The organism is Listeria booriae, assembly GCF_000766865.1.
Taxonomy (GTDB): domain Bacteria; phylum Bacillota; class Bacilli; order Lactobacillales; family Listeriaceae; genus Listeria_A; species Listeria_A booriae.
Genome location: NZ_JNFA01000004.1, coordinates 90,350 through 112,804 on the forward strand (window position 1 = coordinate 90,350; position 22,455 = coordinate 112,804).

14 protein-coding genes are annotated in these 22,455 nt (G+C 40.5%); 12 read left to right on the top strand and 2 right to left on the bottom strand.

Annotation, left to right across the window (positions count from 1 at the left end):
* The first annotated feature begins 15 nt into the window (after positions 1–15).
* From murJ to EP57_RS02250, 7 genes are all read left to right on the top strand, one after another.
* Positions 16–1,506 carry a murein biosynthesis integral membrane protein MurJ gene (gene murJ / locus EP57_RS02220; protein ID WP_036083795.1) on the top strand — a complete coding sequence of 497 codons (1,491 nt, stop codon included), beginning with the start codon at positions 16–18 and terminating at the stop codon, positions 1,504–1,506.
* Positions 1,506–2,621, top strand: a complete 1,116-nt coding sequence (locus EP57_RS02225) for a glycosyltransferase family 4 protein (protein WP_036083797.1) — start codon at positions 1,506–1,508, stop codon at positions 2,619–2,621. Before murJ ends, EP57_RS02225 begins: the two co-directional genes overlap by 1 nt.
* A 14-nt stretch (positions 2,622–2,635) precedes the next feature.
* Positions 2,636–3,826 carry a glycosyltransferase family 4 protein gene (locus tag EP57_RS02230; protein ID WP_036083799.1) on the top strand — a complete coding sequence of 397 codons (1,191 nt, stop codon included), beginning with the start codon at positions 2,636–2,638 and terminating at the stop codon, positions 3,824–3,826.
* Entirely contained in the window at positions 3,810–4,418 is a 609-nt protein-coding gene (locus tag EP57_RS02235; RefSeq protein WP_036083801.1) for a sugar transferase, read from the top strand. Before EP57_RS02230 ends, EP57_RS02235 begins: the two co-directional genes overlap by 17 nt.
* Positions 4,419–4,458: 40 nt before the next feature.
* The gene (locus EP57_RS02240; RefSeq protein WP_036083803.1) at positions 4,459–5,631 is read left to right on the top strand and encodes a DegT/DnrJ/EryC1/StrS family aminotransferase; all 1,173 of its coding nucleotides are present in this window, start codon (positions 4,459–4,461) and stop codon (positions 5,629–5,631) included.
* Between the two features lie 835 nt (positions 5,632–6,466).
* Positions 6,467–9,796: a toxin Cry1Ac domain D-VI-related protein gene (locus tag EP57_RS02245; protein ID WP_036083805.1), complete on the top strand. Its 3,330-nt coding sequence runs from the start codon at positions 6,467–6,469 to the stop codon at positions 9,794–9,796.
* A gap of 94 nt (positions 9,797–9,890) precedes the next feature.
* Positions 9,891–12,272, top strand: a complete 2,382-nt coding sequence (locus tag EP57_RS02250; protein ID WP_036083807.1) for a toxin Cry1Ac domain D-VI-related protein — start codon at positions 9,891–9,893, stop codon at positions 12,270–12,272.
* Between the two features lie 122 nt (positions 12,273–12,394).
* Here the strand turns inward: EP57_RS02250 and fghA are convergent, their stop codons facing one another.
* Both fghA and EP57_RS02260 read right to left on the bottom strand, forming a co-directional pair.
* On the bottom strand, positions 12,395–13,225 hold the full coding sequence (fghA, locus tag EP57_RS02255; RefSeq protein WP_036083809.1) for an S-formylglutathione hydrolase: 831 nt from the start codon (positions 13,223–13,225) through the stop codon (positions 12,395–12,397).
* Positions 13,218–14,330: an S-(hydroxymethyl)glutathione dehydrogenase/class III alcohol dehydrogenase gene (locus EP57_RS02260; RefSeq protein WP_036083811.1), complete on the bottom strand. Its 1,113-nt coding sequence runs from the start codon at positions 14,328–14,330 to the stop codon at positions 13,218–13,220. Before EP57_RS02260 ends, fghA begins: the two co-directional genes overlap by 8 nt.
* Before the next feature lie 419 nt (positions 14,331–14,749).
* Here EP57_RS02260 and EP57_RS02265 point away from each other — a divergent pair, with 419 nt between their 5' ends.
* The 5 genes from EP57_RS02265 to EP57_RS02285 form a co-directional block, all read left to right on the top strand.
* Positions 14,750–18,643: a putative mucin/carbohydrate-binding domain-containing protein gene (locus EP57_RS02265; protein WP_036083813.1), complete on the top strand. Its 3,894-nt coding sequence runs from the start codon at positions 14,750–14,752 to the stop codon at positions 18,641–18,643.
* A 147-nt stretch (positions 18,644–18,790) separates the two neighbouring features.
* Entirely contained in the window at positions 18,791–19,102 is a 312-nt protein-coding gene (locus EP57_RS02270) for a hypothetical protein (protein ID WP_052167489.1), read from the top strand.
* Between the two features lie 91 nt (positions 19,103–19,193).
* On the top strand, positions 19,194–20,723 hold the full coding sequence (locus tag EP57_RS02275; RefSeq protein ID WP_036083815.1) for a gluconokinase: 1,530 nt from the start codon (positions 19,194–19,196) through the stop codon (positions 20,721–20,723).
* 283 nt (positions 20,724–21,006) lie between these two features.
* Positions 21,007–21,378 (top strand): hypothetical protein, encoded by a 372-nt coding sequence (locus EP57_RS02280; RefSeq protein ID WP_052167490.1) that lies wholly within the window; start codon positions 21,007–21,009, stop codon positions 21,376–21,378.
* Between the two features lie 205 nt (positions 21,379–21,583).
* The coding region (locus EP57_RS02285) for a lectin-like domain-containing protein (RefSeq protein WP_036083817.1) at positions 21,584–22,455 on the top strand (872 nt) is incomplete at its 3' end.

Genomic DNA, 22,455 nt, shown 5'->3' on the forward strand with positions numbered 1-22,455 from the left:
AAAGGTGATTGACTAGTGACTTCCAAATTAATAAAACCATTCCTGCTCATGATCCTATTGACGATTGCCACCCAGTTTGTCGGACTGATAAAAAACGCTTTTATCGCAAAAATTTTCGGTATGGGTGCAGAAGTCGATGCATACAATTTAGCGAACACGTATACAGTATCGATTACGAATTTGGCGATACCCGCTATTATTACGGTACTCATTCCGTTTCTGACGAAGCGTGGCGATAGTGTGGCCGAGCGGGCGGCAATAAATACGTATGTTAGCTTTCTGTTGCTGGGAATCGCAGTGGCAGTAGGAATAAGCATTGGAAGTGTATCTTGGATATTGAAAAATCAATCTGGCTTATCAGAAACATTAACATTGACATTATCGGTCATTATGATTTTGAGTGTTGCGCAAATTTATCGTGTTCTGACTACCGTTTTAACAGCATTCAGGCAGGTGAAGAACGACTTTCTAACTGCTAAAATAGCGACTTTTTGTAGCACCATTTTTAGCGGAGTCTACATTGTCACTGCGAAAAATCCATCTATTTTGCTAGTCAGTTTATTTTTGACAATTTCCTTTATGGTCGAAGCTACGATACTACTCATCAAAAACCGGGGTTTCTCATTTCGCATCCAATTTAAATGGGGAAACCGAATTTTTCACAAGTTGGTACGCCAAACAGGGCCGGTTGTTTTTAACTCGATTGTATTTCAAATCTCACTGCTTTTCTCAACGACTCTCGCTAGCTTTTTAGGTCAGGGTTATGTTGCAACGCTAGGCTATGCTAACCAGATTTTGAGTATAATTCAGGCGCTAGTTCTCGTTAATATTTTGACACTTGTTTATCCATCGATGTCTCGGGTTTTTGCTAAAACAGTGGAAGTTGGAAAAGAACTGTTCATCAAGTACACCATCGTTACGAACATGCTAGTCATTCCGCTCGTCGTTGGGATTATGACTATCGGGGACTTGCTTACGGCATTACTTTTTGAACGAGGCGCATTTACCGCAGCAGACACGCAACAAGTAACGCTATTTATGACGATGCTAGGCATTGGCTTACCAGGTTTAGTACTACGAGATTTTATTTACCGAGTTTACTTTAGCCTTGGTGATACTAAAATGCCCTCGCGAATTTCTATTTTTACAATCTTCGGAAATGTTTTGTTGCTCCTAGCTTTAACCCCGATTTTTAATATCTATGCGGTACTTGTTATCCCCGGATTTATGAATTTTGCATCGGCTTGGTTTGCTTATCGATTACTTGAAAAACGGATTGGGCGAATCGATGGGCAACATAGACTGATAAAGCAACATCTACTCATCGTCTTCAATGCTAGCGTGATGGGAATCGTGCTCTACTACGTGAAACCAGAATTGAGTTTCTCGCCGCTAGTGGCATTTCTGTTACTTGTTGGAATCGGGATTGTAGTATATGGCGTTTTAGTTGCCCTTACGCAACGCAGTTTTATTCGAACATTGAGGATGAAAGGAGCAAGCGAATAATGAAAAAAGTGTTAATAATGAGTTCAGTTCATCCATGGAATGATACGCGTGTTTTCCATAAAGAGGCTGTGAGTTTGGCTCGTTTAGGCTATGACGTAACGCTTTATGCGGTGGCCAGTAATCATGTGTATGAAGGCGATATTCCGAATTTACGCGTGGTTACATTTGCACCAAAAAGTATACCTCAGAGGTGGAAAACATGGCTTCAACTTTATAAAATCGCTAAACGTTCTAACGCAGAAATAATTCACATACACGATCCAGAATTATTACCACTCGGCTATTTGCTAAAAAGAAAACACCGAAAAAAAGTAATTTTCGATATGCATGAAGATTTTCCGGCAGTTTTGAAAGGAAAAAAGATTGGCAAGATGAGAATGCCAAAATGGTTACTTCGAGTTGTTTCTACTACGGAAAAAAAGATGCTCCAAAAAATGAATGCAGTGATTTATGCAGAGAAGTATTATAAGGAAAATTACGAATCATTGACGACGAAACAGATGGACATTTACAATTATCCATTTTTGCAAGAGCCAACTGACATGTTGAAGTATGAGAAGCAAACGCTGATTTATGCAGGAGCAATTCACGAGATACGTGGTTTTAAAGAGATGCTAGCAGTCGCGAAACTTTTAAAAAAAGCAAATAATGATTTTCAGTTATTGATTATTGGAAAAGTACCGCAACGATTGGAAATATACGCAGAACAATTTATTCAAAAGCATGATTTAGAAGACGAAGTAAAGCTACTTGGACGCTTGGACTTGCACAAGTTGATGACCTATTATGCGAAATCTCATATTGGTTTGGCAATACTTCATCCAGAAGCAAATTATTTACGATCACTACCAACAAAAGTTTTTGAATATATGTCGGTTTCTCTGCCTTATGTCCTGTCTAATTTTGAGTCGTATGGACGATTAGTGGAGGAAACGAAAAGTGGATATGTAGTAGACCCGTTGTCTCCAAATGAGATAGCATCACAAATTCAGGTGTTGCTAGATAATCCATCAACGCAAGCAGAACTCGGCGCGAATGGCTATAAACAGCATGTCGCTAACTTCAATTGGTCGGTTGAGGAACGCAAATTAGGCGAATTATATGACGGAATTTAAAGGAGTAAGTCATTTTGAAGATATTGTATCTACATCAACATTTTCAGAAAGAAAAAGGCGCGACAAGGTCCTATGAGTTTTCGAAATTCTTCTTGAAACAAGGCGATAGCGTTACGCTCATCACCGGTACAGGAACGAGTGAAACAACGGCAGAAGGACTCGAAGTCGTGTCTACCGCAACAAAATACGACCAAAAAATGAGCAAGTGGCGCCGAATTCAAGCATTTGTGCAATTCATGACAGGAAGTTTCAAATTAGGTATGAAGCAAAAACATGTTGATGTGATTTATGCAACATCAACGCCACTCACAGTAGGCTTGGTTGGGTTAGCGCTCAGCAAAATGAAGAGAGTCCCGTTTGTATTTGAAGTTCGCGACGTTTGGCCAGATGTCCCCGTGAAATTAGGTTATTTAAAAAATCGCTTTTTAATAGGCATACTGTCTTATTTAGAGAAACAACTGTATAAACATGCAGCAGAAGTTGTAGCATTATCGCCCGCCATGAAGGAAAATATCGTCGCAAAAGGTGTGGTCAGTGAGAAAGTACATGTCGTGGAAAACCTTGCAAATAATGAGTCTATGAAACAAATTGTTGCAAAAACACCAACTGCTCTCAAAGTGAAATCGTGGGTAAGAGATCGTTTTGTCGTCATACATCCAGGCACGATGGGTGAAGTGAACGGATTACAACACTTGCTTAATGCAGCCTGCGAATTGAAAGATAAATCGCATATTGGTTTTGTACTCATCGGTGAAGGCTCAGAAAAAGCGGCATTGCAACATCAGGTCGTGGAACAGGGCTTGGAAAATGTGCTAATCCTTGATGAAATGCCGAAGAAAGAAGTGCAGAGTTTTATGAAATGTTGCGATCTGGGCGCGATGACAGTGAAGGACGCGCGAATTCTTTGGGACAATAGCGCCAATAAGTTTTTCGACTTTTTAGCAGCGGGGTTGCCGGTGATTTTGAATTATCAAGGTTGGCAACATGATGTTTTAGTGAAAAGCGGCGCGGGAGAAGGCTTTTTATACGCAGATCAGGCAGGATATTGTCGCTTTATTGAAGAGATGGCGCAGGACAAAGTGCTTTATCAAAAAGCGCAGCAAGCAAGTAAGCGACTAAGTGAAGCGTATGATGCTGAGCGTTTGGCAGGTCGCATGCATGATATTTTAGTGAAAGGAGCAGGCGGATATGAAGCGTCTCGTTGATATTGTGATTGCTTTTGGTATAGGTATTATCGCGATTTTACCAGTGCTAAGTTGTGCGTTGATTTTCTATCTTTTATATAAAGAAGCACCGTTTTATGTAAGTGAACGAGCTGGAAAGAATCAGAAGGCATTTCGAATTTACAAACTGAAATCGATGCGACAATTGTTTGATTCGTGGGGCGAACCGTTACCAGATGAAGCGCGATTGACCTCGTTTGGGCTATTTTTAAGGAAATACAGTCTAGATGAGTTACCGCAATTATGGAATGTGTTAAAAGGTGATATGAGTCTGATTGGTCCGCGCCCACTTCCAATGGAGTATAACGATCTGTACAACGAAGAACAGCGCAAAAGAAACGACGTAAGACCAGGGCTTACTGGCCTCGCACAAGTAAATGGTCGCAATGCCATCAGTTGGGAAGCCAAATTTGCTTGGGACATCTATTATGTAGAACACTATTCGGCGAAGCTTGATGTGAAAATCTTTATTCAAACGATTGGCAAAGTGCTTGGTAGTGCGGATATTAGTCAAGATGACCACGTGACTACAGAGAAGTTTCAAGGAACGAGAATAGAAACTCAGACGGATTGAGCTAGTGGCAATGAATTTAACAAAGGAAGAGGTTAAAGCGATGAATAAAGCAATTTTACTATCAACACCCCACATGAGTGGCAAGGAACAGGATTATATTCAAGAAGCGTTTGATACTAATTGGATCGCACCACTGGGACCCAATGTAACAGAATTCGAACAGAAAATTAAACAGTACACAGGCGCATCAGCAGTTTGTGCAACGAGTTCTGGTACAGCGGCCATTCATCTGGCTCTGCGTTTACTGGAAGTCGGTCAGAGTGACATGGTTTTCTGCTCTTCCTTCACATTTATTGCGAGCGCCAACCCAATCAAATATTTAGGGGCGGACGTGACATTTATTGACTCCGAGCCAGAAACATGGAATATGTCACCTCAAGCATTAGAACGTGCGTTAGCTGATGCCAAAAAAGAACATCGACTGCCAAAAGCCGTTATCATTGTGCATCTATATGGACAGAGCGCCAAAATGGACGAACTAGTCACTATTTGCGAATCCTACGGTGTTCCAATCATTGAAGACGCAGCAGAATCATTGGGCTCTACTTATAAAGGACAACAAAGCGGCACATTCGGTGACTTCGGTATTTATTCTTTCAATGGTAACAAAATTATTACCACATCTGGCGGCGGCGCTCTTGTAGCTAAAGACCCTAAGATGATTGAAAAAGCAGTATTCTTAGCAACACAAGCCAAAGAAAAAGCGCTGCATTACGAGCATGAACAGATTGGTTATAACTACAGAATGAGTAATATTTTAGCTGGAATTGGTCGGGCTCAAATGGAAGTTTTGGACGATCGCATTGCAGCTAGACAAAATAATTTCCGATTTTATGCAGACCAATGGAAACATATACAAGAAGTAGAAATGATGCCAGAACTTCCGAATTCAGTCTCTAATCATTGGCTTAGCACTATCACATTAGACATCGACAAAACAGATATGACCCCGTATGATGTGATGGACAAAATGCAAAAATTAGGCATAGAAACACGCGTACTATGGAAACCACTACATTCACAGCCAGTTTTTGCAGCAACACCATTTTATGAACATGTTCAAGGAGAAGAAGCAGTCTGTGAGCAGCTGTTTCGTAAAGGACTATGCTTACCATCAGGATCAAATTTAACGCAAGAGGAATTAGAATATGTAAGCAAGGCCCTGGAAACTGTTTTAAAAACCAATAAAGGAGGTGTTGTCAGCGCAATATAGTTGAAGCAAGAGCCATGGAACACTTCTAAAAACTGCAATGTGCAAGAAATAGGAATGTTCGATGGCAGAATAACTGATACCAAAAGCAAACAAATCTTCATTGGCTTTTCTCAGACCAGCATTTATTAAAAGAAACGAGAACGCTGCAATTAGCTATAAAAAAACATTATTCTCATGATAGCATCAATTTTCAATAATCATATTATCCAATCACCCTAAATGACGATTTAACATGTATGAGGGTACTCACAACTATCTGCGTCTACTTGTAATAAAAATTGAAAATAGTATGAAAAAAATCATATATTTTTCATGAAAAACAGCGAAAGTTCATGAAATTGTCATAAAAGAAAAATGTGAGAATAAAAACCAGAAAAAAACTGACAATTAGATTTGTTAAACTTAAGTCAAGGAGGTGAGGGAGAGAAACAACTTAGAAAGGCAGCGTTCAGACCTCCGGATTAAGGTGTAAAAGCCTTAGTAGTATAAGAAACAAAATTTGAAAAATGAAAGAGGTCATGAAATCAATATGAAAAACTTGTAAGTGTATTTACAACCGTATCGATTTTGGAAAAATAATTGCCACATCATTTTGAAGATTCAGTGAAAATTCTGTATTAGTAACAAAACCAATATGTAAGACCCAGTTTTAACAAGCGTTCAAGTGTGAGTTGGAAATAGCAACTAACATCCGAACGGTAATTTATCGGTAACATTCACGAAGTAATTTTTCCACGTAGCGATGTGTAAAGCATTGTTGCACTAATTTCTGAGAGTAACAACATGCACCTAATAATGAAGGTGTAAATTAAACTATAGGAGTGTTTTATAAAACATGAAAAAACAAGATTTATTGAAAAAAGGAACAAGTATCGCCCTAGTAGCAACTATTGTAGGAAGTCAATTATTAGCCACTGTACCATATAATGTATTTGCAGCAGAGAACACAGTAGGTATACAAGCTGTTCCTACTAACAGTGTAACAGTTAGTACTTGGCCTGAACTACAAGCTGCCCTTACCAGCGTGGCTGTTACAGATATCTATCTCAATGCGGATATTACAATCGGAGCAACAACAAATATAACGATGACAACAAAAAATATTCACGGTAATAATCATATATTAAATGCTAATAGCAAACAGCTTAGACTTACTACGGCAGGTACTGTAGCGTTAATGGAAGATGTAAGAATAACGAATACAGATGCTTACGGGCTGTTCTGGGGTGATGTTAACAACTTAGAAGTTACCTATAAGAATGTAGATCACAGTGGTTTACAGATGATTTATTTACCAACTGGACATCTAATTATTGATGGAACTGTCACCAGTAATTCGACAACACAAGAAGTTTATCAAGGAAAAGACTTAACAATCAAGGATAATGCAACGGCATATTTTAATGCGATTGCTGGAATACCTATCCATCTGTTAACGGCATCAGGATCATTAAATGTAGGAAAAAATGCAACTTTAACAACTCGGTCAAAAGGAATATCCATTTATGGAGCTGCTAATACTAAGCTTATCAATGAGGGGAACATGGATTTGAAATCTGATCTAAATCAAGCTATCCTTCTACTTGATAATAGTTCCATGTATTTCCAACCTGGTAGTGTTCTAAAAGCTATTGCAGGTGACACAGTGGAAGAAGCGATATTAACAGTTGGTGGTGGTATTTATGTGGAATCAGGAGCAACATTTGAAGTAGAAAGTAAGGGGACTCAAGGTACGATAAATGCAGGTAGTACGATTAAGCTAGCGCAAGGATCTAATTTCTCGCTAACAAACTTTAATCCCGAAGGTTCGGTACTGGGCTCGTACCCTACACCAGCAAATGTCATTTTGCAATCAAGTCAAGGTGTTAGTACGTGGGATCGTGGAACGGTTATGAACCCTAAACCAACTGCAACTTACCCAGGGATGTTCGATGCTCAGTTTACGCTATCAGGTTATTTAAAAGGCGTGACTCAAACGAATTTGACATCAAATAATATGCAATTCATTAATTCATATAAGACAGGAGCAACTGGTAAAATCGTTGGCGGAAGTTTTGCTTCAGACGAACAAGATGTAGCAAAAAGTGCAGTAGATGCATTATTCACAGATTCAACAAAAACAGGTATCAAAACAACAACAGACCAAGCAGCTATTGATGCAGCGAAAGATTTAGTAAACAAAGTGAGCGATCCAACAGTAAAAGCTGACTTACAAAAAGACATAGACAAAGCACAAAGCCTACTAGACGCAAAAAATGCAGCAGCGGCAGCAGAAAAAGCGAAACAAGATGCAGCGCTAAAAGCAGTAAATGAACTATTTAACAGTAACACACCATTAACCGATGCAATTAAACCAACAACAGACCAAGCCGCGATTGATGCAGCGAAAGCCTTAGTAAACGCAGTAACAGATCCAACAGTAAAAGCAGCATTACAAAAAGATTTAAATCGAGCTCAAGAATTACTAGATGCAAAAAATGCGGCAGCAGCGGCAGCAGAAAAAGCGAAACAAGATGCAGCGCTAAAAGCAGTGAATGAACTATTTAACAACAATACACCATCAACAGACGCAATCAAAGGCACCACAGACCAAGCGGCAATTAATGCAGCAAAAGCATTAGTAGACGCAGTAACAGACCCAACAGTAAAAGCAGCATTACAAAAAGATTTAAACCGCGCGCAAGAATTACTAGACGCAAAAACTGCAGCGGCGGCAGCAGAAAAAGCGAAACAAGATGCGGCGCTAAAAGCAGTGAATGAACTATTTAACAACAATACACCAGCAACAGACGCAATCAAAGGCACCACAGACCAAGCAGCAATTAATGCAGCAAAAGCATTAGTAGACGCAGTAATAGATCCAACAGTAAAAGCAGCATTACAAAAAGATTTAAACCGCGCGCAAGAATTACTAGACGCAAAAACTGCAGCGGCGGCAGCAGAAAAAGCGAAACAAGATGCGGCGCTAAAAGCAGTGAATGAACTATTTAACAACAATACACCAGCAACAGACGCAATCAAAGGCACTACAGACCAAGCGGCAATTAATGCAGCAAAAGCATTAGTAGACGCAGTAACAGATCCAACAGTAAAAGCAGCATTACAAAAAGACTTAAACCGTGCGCAAGAGTTACTAGATGCTAAAAACACAGCGTTGACAAAACCAGTCTTGGATGCATACCACATTACAGATGAGTACGTTACAGGTAAAGTAGATGCAAACACAGCAACAGTAGAGCTTTATATCAACGGCGTTCGCTCAAAAATCTCCACTCCAACAAATGGCGAGTTCAAACTTTACGCACAAGGTTTTGGCTTGAAAGTTGGCGACACATTTGAAGTTCGTCCTGTCGATGCTAAAGGAAATAAAGGTCCAATAGCTACAGGAACAGTACTAGGCGCAGCGTTGAACCTAACAACAAATGATGTAGGCCTAAGCGCAACGACAGTAACAGGAACAGTTGGAGCTGGAATCACATCAGTACGTCTATCAATCGACGGTACAATTGTAAAAGTTGGTCAAATTAACGCAGATGGCACATACAGCATTGCAACTAACAACCTTATCAAACCTAGCTCAAAAGTGGAAGTTGTAGGCTATGTAGATAAAACAGAAATGGTTCGCAAAGCAGTTAATATTGTCAATGATGAAAAACCAGTATTGAGCGCTTTAACAGTTGATGATGATACAGTTAAAGGATCTGTCACAGCAGGATCAGCAGTAGGTTTCCGCGTAAGCATCAATGGTGTTGCAACGAAAACAGGAACTATTGCAGCAGACGGAACTTTCCAATCTAGCATTGGTAAACAACCACTAGGAACTGTAGTTAAAATTGAAGTTAGAGACAGCGCAGGTTACAACTCATACCGTACAGCAAGTGTTACAGTAACTCCATCAGCGGTTGCTAAATTAGCAGCACCAACACTAACTAACATGGACGGTAGTTACATCGTTGGAACAGCACCAAAAGGAACAGAATCCATCGTAGTTTATGAAGATGGTGTAGCGGTAAGAACACAAAACATTAGCACAATGACTGTAAATCCAGACGGTAGCTTCACATTCAAAGCGTATGTAGCAGCAAGTGCATCACAAGTACAAGTACAAGCAAAAAATAGCGACAAACGCATGAATAGTGATCTATCAGCAACATTCACAAAATAAACTAGTTACAGCGGCCTTCTCAAGTTAGAAGAGAAGGCCGCTGTAAAAGTTTTGTATAAAAAACGAACCGATAGTCGAAAGGGGAACACATCACATGAAGAAACAAGTCGTAAGCTCATTAACAATTATATCTATTTTAGGAGCAAGTATCGCAATGCCATTCAATGTACTTTCAGAAGTACCAGTAGAAGCAGCAGTATTAGCCATAGCGCCGAAGTACACTGCGCCAACAACACAAATGCCCTATTTGACGTTTACAAAAACGAATGTTTCTAATTATTTGCCAACGATTAGCTTTAATGGTGTTTATTTAGTGGTTGATATAACTAAACTACCTAAAGGATATGGTTTGCAAACCACTCTTCCAGATGGCACGATTGACAAGCAATATTCAACGACAGCCGCTGGAGTAGCGCAGAGTATATCTATCTATATGACCTACCAAGAATTTAGTAAAAATTCGACGATGAATATCAATGTAATCTTGCCAGACGGAAAAATAGTAGAACAAAATAATGCTGTTTTGACTGCTACGGATTTTGTAGGTACTTTTGGAACAGGTCTTCAGGATTTTGGACAAAAAGTTTATAACCTGTATGAGAATACATTGTTTCTCCATCTAGCTTCTGGAATCACACAAGCTGACATAGATGTAGCGTATGCCGCTGCGCAGAATGTAGCTCCATCTTACGAACGAGACCGTCTAATGGATCTTTTAGATGCGATGCAATGGGAGTTCGATGATAACAACGCTAGAGCATTACAAAAAGAATTTAATACTGCGAATGGGGCTGTTAGTGATTTATTTGTTAATAACCTACAGACAAGTGGGGCAATTAAATCTACGGTAACACAAAGTGCGATTGATGCGGCCAAAGCGTTAGTAAATCAGTTAACAGATTCTCCGCAAAAAACAGCGCTGCTAGCAAATGTACAACTGGCACAAAACCTTTTAACCAGCACATCGACACCAGCGCCGACGACACCAGCACCAACGACACCGGCTCCAGCTCCATCCGCAACGCCAACATCTAATTTTGTCGCAAGCAATGCAGTGTTAGGACTATTTGAAAATAATAATCCAAGTACCAATACGCTTAAATCGACAACGGATCAACAAGCGATTGATGCGGTGCAAAAACTAGTAGATGGAGTGGTGGATGCAACTGTAAGAGCCAACATGCAAGTAGATATCGAGCGCGCCAAAGACTTATTGAAATTAAAAGATACGGTGGCTGATTACAGTTTAGTACCGAACGATGCGGACATCACATCAACAGCAATCACAGGAAAAGTAGGCAAAGGTGTTACAACGGTCCGCTTAGCAATTGATGGCGTTGTGAAGAAAACTGGAACAGTAAATACAGATGGCACTTTTAGCGTTGCAACAGAGAATTTTATCACGCAAGGATCGACAGTAGAGGTGGTAGGCTACAATGGTACATCTGAGGTCGTGAGAAAAACAGTGAAGGTTAGTCATAATTTGAAGCCACTTGTCCCAGGAGCAAACGAGGCACTGGCAAAACAAATGGCAACAAATGCAGTATTAGATCTCTTTAAAGACAATGAGCCAAATACGAATACACTCAAACCAACAACTACTCAAAAAACGATTGATTACGTTCAAAGTCTGATTAACGTAGTTCAAGATGCAACGGTAAAAGCCAATATGCAAAAAGAATTAGATAAGGCCGAAAGTATATTGAATGCTTCATATAATCTTACAGCGAACGATACAACATTAAAAACGGCAAACATAACTGGAACCGTGGGAAGTGGAATTACGATTGTGCGCTTAGCAGTGGACGGTATCGTGAAGAAAACTGGGAAAGTTAACGCAGACGGGACTTATACCATTGCAACAGATAGTCTCCTCACAGCAGGAGCAAAAATCGAAGTGATAGGCTATGAGAGTACAACTGAAATGGTACGAAAAACAGTCACTATTACTAACGATGAAAAACCAGTTCTTGAAGGAATGACTGTAGATAGCGATTCTATCAAAGGTTCTGTAACAGCAGGATCAGCGACAATTTTCCGTGTTAGCGTTAATGGTGTAGCTAGTAAAACCGGTACGATTGCAGCAGATGGCAAATTCCAATCAAGTATCGGCAAACAGGTAGCAGGAACCGTTGTTAAGATTGAAATTAAAGATAGTACTGGTGGTTATAGTACATCACGTGTAGCAAGCACAGTTGTTACAGGAGCAGCGACAGTGAAACTAACAGCTCCAAAATTAAATAAAATAGAGGGCAACTATATCACTGGAACTGCACCAAAAGGAACAGAAAGTATTACAGTTTATGAAGATGGTGCAGCAGTCAGAGCGATGAATATTAGTTCTATGACTAGCAATCAAGATGGAAGCTTCACATTCAAGGTTTACGTCGCACCAAACGCTTCAAGCGTCCAAGTTCAAGCGAAAAATAGTAACAAACTCATGACAAGTGACCTATCGGCAGCGTTTAGCAAATAACAAATAGCAAGCAATGGGAGTTAATATACGCTCCTTATTGCTTGCTATTCATTTGAAAACTGGAAGTCATAAAGAACCGCTAAAGTTAGATTAGAAGTCTAGCTTCAGCGGTTCTTTTTGTATTATAAATGTTTCTGATGAAATTCCAAATGTTCGTCGATAAAACTCGCGATAAAATAATAGCTGTGGTCATAACCATCTTGCATGCGAATTTTTAGTGGATAACCTTCCGGTGCAATCAAATTTTCAGGTTGCAATTGCACATGTAGGAAATTATCAGCAGTACCTTGATCGAGCAAAATTGGTACAGGTTTACCGTCATGACTCGCCAACAACTTCGAAGCATCCCACGAAGCCCAAGCTTGCTTATCCGCGCCAAGATACGCGTCAAAAGCTTTTATACCCCACGGAACATCACTCGGATTCACAATTGGCGAAAACGCTGAAATTGCGTGGAAACGATCTGGGTTTCGCAAGCCAATCACAAGCGCACCATGGCCTCCCATCGAATGCCCCATAATCGATTCCGAACCAGTCAAACCAAGCGTCTCGCGCACAATCGCCGTTAATTCCGTCACGATATAATCATACATCTGATAGTTTGCATCCCAAGGTTGCTGCGTCGCATTCACATAAAATCCAGCGCCTTGCCCTAAATCCCAATCCGCATCATCGGCCACCGTCTCACCACGCGGACTCGTATCAGGCATTATCAACGCCAAACCAAGCTCCGCCGCTTTTTTCTGAGCTCCAGCTTTATGCGTGAAATTGTCATCCGTACACGTCAAGCCGGAAAGCCACCAAATCAGCGACGGGTTCGGAAATTTTTCCACATTTGGCAAAAACAGACTAAACGTCATCGCGCAATGTAGCGTCTCGGAATGATGTTGATATTTCCGTTGCGTCCCATCAAATACACGATGTTCCTCCAGCAATTCCAGTTTTTCAGTCATAGGAAAGCACCGTCCGAATCGATTCCCCTTTGTGCAATAAGTCGAACGCTTCGTTAATACTTGTAAACGGCAAATTATGCGTAATGAACGGATCGAGTTTAATCTCGCCCTTCATCGCTTGCTCCACCATGCCTGGCAATTCACTGCGCCCTTTCACGCCACCAAAAGCAGAACCGCGCCACACACGACCAGTCACAAGTTGGAAAGGACGCGTACTAATTTCTTTTCCAGCCGCGGCAACACCAATAATCACGCTCTCGCCCCAGCCTTTATGGCAACATTCCAGCGCTGAACGCATCACATCGGTATTTCCGATACACTCAAAACTAAAATCCACGCCACCATTCGTCATCTCCACAATCACTTCTTGAATCGGCCGCGCGTGATCTTTCGGATTCACAAATTCCGTCGCGCCCATCTCTTTAGCTAGCGTGAACTTATCTGGATTCGTATCGATTGCGATAATTCGTCCGGCATGAGCTTGCACAGCGCCTTGAATCACCGCAAGACCAATCGCGCCAAGTCCAAAAACAGCGACTGTATCCCCAGCTTGTACTTTCGCGGTGTTATGTACCGCTCCAATTCCAGTTGTTACGCCGCAACCGAGCAGACAAGCCTTCTCAAGAGGAGCCTCTGGATTGATTTTGGCAAGTGAAATTTCAGGAATCACTGTGTATTCGCTGAACGTGCTTGTGCCCATGTAATGATAAATCGGTTCTCCGTTGTAAGAAAAACGCGTTGTCCCGTCTGGCATTAAGCCCTTTCCTTGCGTTTCGCGAACCGCCTGACAAAGATTCGTTTTGCCTGAAGTACAATACTCACACTCACCACATTCGGCCGTGTAAAGCGGAATAACGTGGTCGCCGACAGCAACACTCGTCACGCCTTCCCCAACTTCGATGACAATACCGCCACCTTCATGTCCTAAAACCGCTGGGAAAACGCCTTCAGGGTCATCACCGGACAAGGTGTACGCATCCGTATGACAAACCGCCGTATCTGTAATTTTAACTAAAACTTCTCCTTTTTTCGGAGCCTCTACGTCAATTTCAACGATTTCAAGAGGTTTTCCAGGCGCAAAGGCCACTGCTGCACGTGATTTCATATATTATCTTCCTTTCGCAATTGCTATTTTTAGCATACAGGTTAAGTATACTACAAGGCGCGGCGGGATAACAAAGATGTGGTTTGATAGGAATTGTTAAAAATTTCAATTGTAGTCTGAGACTAGTAATCGCAAATCGATTATAATTAAATCAAGAAACTACGCCAAGTCAGGTTTGGTGTGTTAAATTTACATTTGTTCACAAAATTGTTGAAAAATAATAGATTTAATTAATAAAAATGCTAAAACAGTGGGGATTAAAATAAGCAAAAAAGTATGCTACGATAGTTCGGTAAGTTAAGATCTCAGTATTTTTTTGCGAATCAATAAAACTGGATAATAAATCTTCGTTATTTAGATTGAAAATTCTGTTTTATTTTAAAGGAGCACAAAAATATTAGAAAAGAGGAAAAAAGGAAATGGAAAAAATGAAGAAGAACAAGATTGGAAAAATTGTAGCATTTGTTTTCATGGTGGCGGTGTTAAGCATCGTTACGACATTAGGATTAAAAGTAGATGCCGCGACGGTGGTGGAGAAGAAACTGTACACGTTGGAAAACCCAACATGGATGCGAACGCAAGGACTATCGAAAGGGATAGACCATGATCGCCAGAATCTAGGAGTGATACTTCCTAAAAACGCGACTATCGAGATTAGACAGACGAATGTAGCCTACACAGGAAATGTATCATTAGAATTATTAAATGATGATAGTAAAACGGAAAGCTATTCTACAGTCGGCAGTTCATGGGTGAAGGTAACGGCGAATAGCGAATCGGTACCATTCATCAGAACTACTTTCACAAAAGATGCGCCAGTTATAGAGTACAAAGTAAGCGATACGGCGATTGATTTGCCGATTTACAATCAAGGTGATAACGAGACAGCATTTTTTAGTAAATGGGATCAATCAAATGCTGGATTTGGCTTAGTAGGCAATAAATATATCCAAATCCTTGTTCCTATGAAAGATAAAGCCTATCTGAAAAAAATGGATGACTTTACGTCGATAAATGGGCTACTAGCTTATTACGATACACTTTTTGAAACATACAATAAACTCGAGGGACTTTCGTTCACTCCAGAAAAAGCGACGGACAAAAATATAACTAACCGTTACTTTGCTAAAGCAGACAAACATGGAGCAGGAGCAGCATACTATGGCGGTTCTTATACGGCGGAGACAAGCGATTCTGTTATTGGCTTCTGGCTTAAACCTGGTTGGGGCGGCCTCCATGAGATTGGACATGGCTACCAAGGAAACTTTATGAATGATGCAACGTTTGGAACAGGGGAAGTATGGAATAATCTTTATGCAGATAGTATGCAGAAAAAGATGCTCGGAACCGATTACTATAGCGGTTGGCTTTATACAGGGAATGTGGCTGGGATAGAAACCAATTTTGAGAAAAATGTATTTACGACCAAGACACCGGTGAACAATTGGGATTTACGTAGCAAGTTATACATGTTAACACTGATGAAGGATAAGGCGGGGGATGATGCATTTGCGCATTTCAATCAAGCATACCGTGCAGCTTCCAACGCGAAAACAGTTCCGGACAACGCTCAATTGTTAGATTTAATGAGTAAGTATTTCGGGGAAACGAGTCACTATGATTTCACGCCATACTTGGAACTCGTTCAAGGATCATTGTCGGTGAAACAAAAAGCAGAGAATCTATATTCTGGTAACAAAGCCGTTTATCCGATAGCTGCTCTACTTTCAGGTGATAATTTGAAAAAAGCGCGCAAAGACATTAACCTAGACAGCAAATGGGGATTAGTGAGCAACAGCCAACTTGAGAAATACAAGTGGAATAACACTGCCACTATCCAATTTACAATCAATGATTTCACCCAATTGAAAGGGAAAACGTTACGTATTAAAGATGGTGCGGACGTACTACGCGAAATTAAGATTACAACACCAAAGGTAACGATTAAAAATATGCCAGTCGGAATTTATTCATTAGATATACCAACAGGAGTTAATCGTTTTTATGAGCCATCAACGAATTATTTAGCTGTTTCCGATTTTGAAAATACGACAACGATTGCGATGAACGAACTTCAAACATCAGGAATTGCAGCACAAAAAATGATTTTTAAAGGACTAAGCGATGGTGTTTTTGCGATTGCGACAGTTGATCCTGAAAAAGGAAGTCTGAATTTTAGTGTTACAAGCAGTGCGCCCCATTCTTACTTCACGAGTGAATACGCATCGATTGAAGTACTAAATGAACAAAACCAATCGGTATTCAAGAAAGTGATGAACGGCGATAAAACCGAAACAGGGAACTTCGAAACGACAATCAAACCTGGCTATACAATCAAAATCATGCATAAAGAACCAGATCGTTTTAGCATTCAAGGTGCTCCTTCCAGACTAGTAAATACGTCAATGATCCAGACTTTTAAAGTGACGAAATATGGTTTGGTAAGTAATGTGACCGGCGTAACAGACCAGGATGCATTAGCGAATTACAAAGCAAAGTTAGTCGCAGCAGCAGAACTCATTCGTAATGACAGCAACATCAAGAATGAAGATAACGCTGGTCTGAAAACGAATCTGAAAAAAGCGATTAGTTATTTACCCGATACAGACACAGATAAAATCAAATATCAAAAAAACTACGCAGATATATTGACGATTAAAAATGACAGTTCACAAACGATTCTGAGTGGAGATCGTTTCAGGTTCCAAATGAATGGTTTAGGTGATTGGAATTTTGCGAACCTCCGTGTTAATTTAGAGACTAACAAAGCAACAATAACGCAAAATGCTGGCGAACCACATTGGTATTTTGCAGGAACATACGCAACGGTGAAAATTACAAATAGCAAGGGCAAAGAAGTTTTTGCGAAGAACTTTAACGGTCGTGGAAATGTTGCGGCATCAGAAAATAATGTAAACATTGCGGTTGGCGATTTCATTACAATAACGCACCAAGAATCTGCGGGACGCTTGATTGCAACGAATGAACAAACTGGTGAACGATACGAAACATATCAGGAAGCGACGTATCTTGTTACAGCTGATGGGCTTAAAAAAGTAGCTACGACAACGATACCAAAACCAAATCCAAATGAACTTACCGGACAAAATTTTGAATTTAAATTTAATGGTTTAGGCGATTGGCATTTTGCGTCAATGTTTTTAGATTTAACGAACAAGAAGATGCAAGTGAAGCAAAATGCTGGTGAGCCACACTGGTACATTGACGACACGTACGCATCAATTAAACTATATGATTCTCGTGGAAAACTTGTGTACACGAAAGACTTCAAAGGTCGCGGAAATGTAGCGAGTTCTCTGGATAATTTGAAAATCGACCAAGGTTATTACATCACGATTATGCATTGGGAAAATCAAGGCAGATTGTTATTTAGTAATCTAGATACGAAAGAAGCATATGTAACGAGCAAACAGGCAACGTATAAAGTCACATCAGACGGCTTGCTAAAAGTAGCAGAGGACAGTATTCCAAAGCTAAGTTTAGCTGATATTGATGGCAATTTGTTCACGTATAAATTTCTTGGCTTAGGCGATTGGAATTTTGCGAATCTGTCCGTTGACTTGTCGCAGATGGAATTAACGTTTGCGAAGAACGCTGGACAGCCACACGTGTATTTTGACAAAACGGCTCCATATGCGTCGATTCAAGTGAAAGACCAAGATGGTAGCGATGTTTATAGCTATACAATGATTGGTAATGAAGATCTTGGAACGGTGCTCAAGAAAATTAAATTGGAGCAAGGCTATTACTTGATTATTAATCACCGTGAAGCTAATGGACGCTTGAAAATGACGGTGGATAACGTGGAAAAAGCTGGATTACCGAATCGAAATGTGTATCAAATCAGTGAAAATGGTTTGGTGAAGAAGGAATTGACGGATATTCCGATGCCATCTCGTTTTACAAAATCTAAGATATACAGCGAAAATATTGATTTTGTATTTAAGGGCTTGAGTGACAATCAATTTGCCACACTTCAACTAGATAAAGAGAACAATGTGATGCATGTAGATATCAAAGCAACGACACCACATTATTATTTCTCAACGGTTTATGCGAGTATAGAAGTGAGCGATGCTTCGGGGAAAGTCGTATATGCGAAGGAGTTTATTGGAGATGTAACGCAGAAAGCAGAAACGTTGGATATTCCAGTTAAGGATAGTTATACAATCAAGATTACGCATCAAGAGCCAGGTCGTCTTGTTGTAACAGATAGTAAGACAAAAGCAAATTATAGTATGGTATCGCAGAATGAATACCTTGTAGTTGCTAACGGTTTGATAGTGCAATAAATAGAGAATGGCGGGAAGTGATGATGCTTCCTGCCATTTTTTAGTTCACAAAATCGTAACATATGCAGCAGTAAATCTAACGGATTTTGAAGAAAAGATGTTGCCTAACAAGATATAATAAATAAAAAAGAAATGGAGGCAAAGATATTGAAGGCAATAACTTGGCGAACAAAAATAGGTTTTCGTTTTACAATCAGCGGTATACTTTTATTAATGCTATTTTTAGTAGTAGGAGCATTTTTTAATAGTAATTCAGATGCATTTTTATTATTATTGCAAATTGGTGCAGGAATTTGCATCGTGCTATTTTTGATAGGCTACATTAGTAGTTTTTTGAGTATTATTTCAAGGCAAGAGAAGCGTTCGACGGGATTGATTGTGCTTTTTGTGATTGCGTCGTTGCTTATTTTGTGGATAGGCAGTGTGCTTTATTTGGGAACGATTGGCCTTTATGATTAAATGGGAAGCGGGATTCGAGGGGTAAACCTTGACTCCGCTTTTTTTATCGTTATAATTGGGGACAAATGAGGAAAAATTGAGGGTGACGTGGATGGACAATGCGGTGTTTGTAATGGGAGTGGATATCGGAACGACGAGTACGAAAGCGGTGATTTTTGACGGGAACGGCGAGGTTATAGCGCGGGAATCGCGAGGCTATCCGCTTTTAACGGACGATTCTGGGATGGCAGAACAGGATCCGGAGGCGATTTTGGATGCGGTCGTGACGGCGATGAATGTGGTGATGGCAAGTTCAGGGCTGGATGCAGAATCGGTGAAAGCAGTGGCTTTTAGCGCGGCGATGCATAGTTTGATTGCGGTGGATGCTGACGGCAAACCGTTGACGAATTGCATTACCTGGGCGGATAACCGAAGTAGCGAGGCTTTGGAACGGCGGAAACGTGATTTTTACCTACATCAAGTGTACGAAAAAACAGGGACGCCGATTCATCCGATGAGCCCGTTCGCCAAGATTTGCTGGTTACAAGACGATTTTCCCGATATTGTGGCTAAAACGGCACATTTTATTGGTATTAAAAGCTATGTTTTGCACGCGTTGTTTGGGGAATATGTTATTGATGAGGCGTTGGCGTCAGCATCAGGCTTGTACAATATTGTCGAACATCAATGGGAACCGTTAGCCCTTGATATCACAGGCATTACAACCACTCAGTTGCCAAATGTAGTGACGGAAACAAAGACGTTTCAAAAAGTACTGCCTAGATGGCAAAACAAGTTACATATGGCGGAAAACACGATTTTCGTCGTTGGGAGTAGCGATGGGGCGCTAGCCAATGTGGGTATAGGCTCTGTCGGCGAACACGATGTCACATTAACCGTTGGCACAAGCGGTGCTGTTCGCAAGCTCACGAAAAAATTTCACGTCGATGATTGGCAACGCACCTTTTGCTATGGAGTCGCGGACGGTTATTTTGTCCAAGGTGGTGCGGTAAACAATGGCGGCGCAGTCATCGCATGGGGACTCGAACAGTTTGGCACGAAATCCGAACGCGAAAATCATGATTTTACAAGTTTTATCAATGCTTTAAAAACAACAAGTCCTGGCGCAAACGGTTTGCTTTTCCAGCCATATTTGCTAGGCGAGCGCGCACCGTACTGGACAGATCAGATTCGTGGCAGTTTCATCGGCGTAACGATCAATCATAAACGCGAGCATTTTATCCGTGCAATTTTGGAAGGCATCGCGTTTAATCTCGCCCATGTATACGAAGTAATCAGCGATCCGCACGACAAAATTTACGTTACAGGCGGCATTTCGCAAAATCCGATTTGGTGCCAACTCATCGCTGACGTCTTTCGCCGCGAAGTCATTGTCCCGCATACGATTGAAGGCTCCAGCCTAGGCGCCGCAATTCTCGCCATGCAAGCCTTAAACAAGCAAACCACATTCGCATTACCGAACAAATTACCACCAAGCCAAATCTACCAGCCAAATCCGGAAAATGTCGTCATGTATGAGGAACTAAAAGCCATTTTCAAACAAATGACCGAACAGTTAATGAGTAGTTACGAACGCCTAATTGATTGGCAAAAAAGCCATTTAAATGGTAAGATAGAGTGAAATAACAGATAAAAATTGCATCGGTAACAAATAAATCGTGGGGTGATATAAATGAACCGTAAGTTAGTTTGGACGTTAATCGTATTAGTCGGAATTTGTCTTTTAGGAACAGTAATCGCAATGTTAGTAAATTTGTTTTACTTTAGCGCATAAAGAAATCCGAAGAACTGGCCGTGTGCTGGTTCTTTTTTTGTTTAAATTTTGCAATGTATGGAAATCGTGGTACTATAAATTGGTATTGGTTTGTTAAAAATTATACTTAATAAAGAGGGGAATCACGTCAATGAAGAATAAAATAGCTTTATTTCTAATGGCCGTTCTAGTCGTATTTTCACCAGTTTCAGCGGGAATTACTGGCGTTTCAGCAATCCAAGCCGAAGCCGCAGTAAAGAATCCGGTCAAAGTATCCTTAAGCACAACAACACCAAAACAACGCACTTGGGTAACGCTAAACGTATCAGGCGTACCGAAAAACACTGCGTACACAGGCACGATTTACTATAAGTCAACGAAAACAAAAATTTCCGGAAAAGTTGGCGTAGCAAACAAATTCTATATCAGTTCAGCAACGAAAGGCTACCGCGTGAAAGTAGAAATCATCGTGAAACATAACAAACAAACGTACAAACAATACGCCTATTTCACGCCGCGCTGATAATCTAAAAACCAATACAAAAAGAGGAGTTGGCACTTGTCAGCTCCTTTTTCATGTGCCTAAATAGCTTCCTAATTATGTCCAAAAATACACAAAGATTCGCTAAAAAATCACAATTCTATAAATGAATCCTATTCATTTCCCAAAAATATTTTGATAGGCTAGATAAAGGTCTTACACTAAAATATTGGGAGGCAATTCAAGAATGAATATTAAAAAAATCGGCATCGCAACAACAGCTTTGTTATTATGCGCCAACTTACCGATGCAAACACACGCGATGGCAGCAGAAAGTAAGCAAGTGTATGCAACAAAAGCAGAAAGTAAATTGAAAAGTAGTCAAGAAGAAGGTCAGGGGTCTTTTTCGGATGTTACGGATTATTTTTCTGTGGTACCTGGGAAATCATCGAGTATTGACAAGAATATGGTTACAATTACTCCGAATAGCCCTAGACAAGCAGGTGGGTTATGGTCAGATGCTTCTAACAAAGTGGATTTGACAAAGAACTTCCATTTGAAAGCAGACTTATTTATGGGGACAGACCCTAATGGTGCCGATGGAATGGCCTTTGTCATGCAAAACGACCCTAGAGGAAATACAGCAATTTCAGCGAATGGTGGAGCTTTAGGTTTATACGGAGGATCATACATTAAGAATGCACTTGCTGTGGAGATTGATACGTATATAAATGACGGCTCAGAATATGGGGAAACATGGGATAGAGACGTAACACCTAAGAACGAGCATATCGCAATTACAGTGCCAGGAGTAGGCCCAGTCATTGAACATAAAGCACTCAACGTTTTACCGAATGGCGCCTATTTTGAAGACGGTGAATTTCACGAGGTAACATTCGATTGGAATGCTTCAACAAAAACACTAAGTTATAACTATCGTGGCTATACTGGAAGTTACCAAGTCCAAAGCCTGGAAGATACGTTTGGCGGTAGCGAAGTATTCTTTGGTTTTGTTGGAACTACAGGAGATAGAAACAACCTCCAACAACTTAAAATCACAGAACTCCAAATCAACGGCATTTCTCCAGAACTAGCACTAGAAATCAACGACACAAAAGG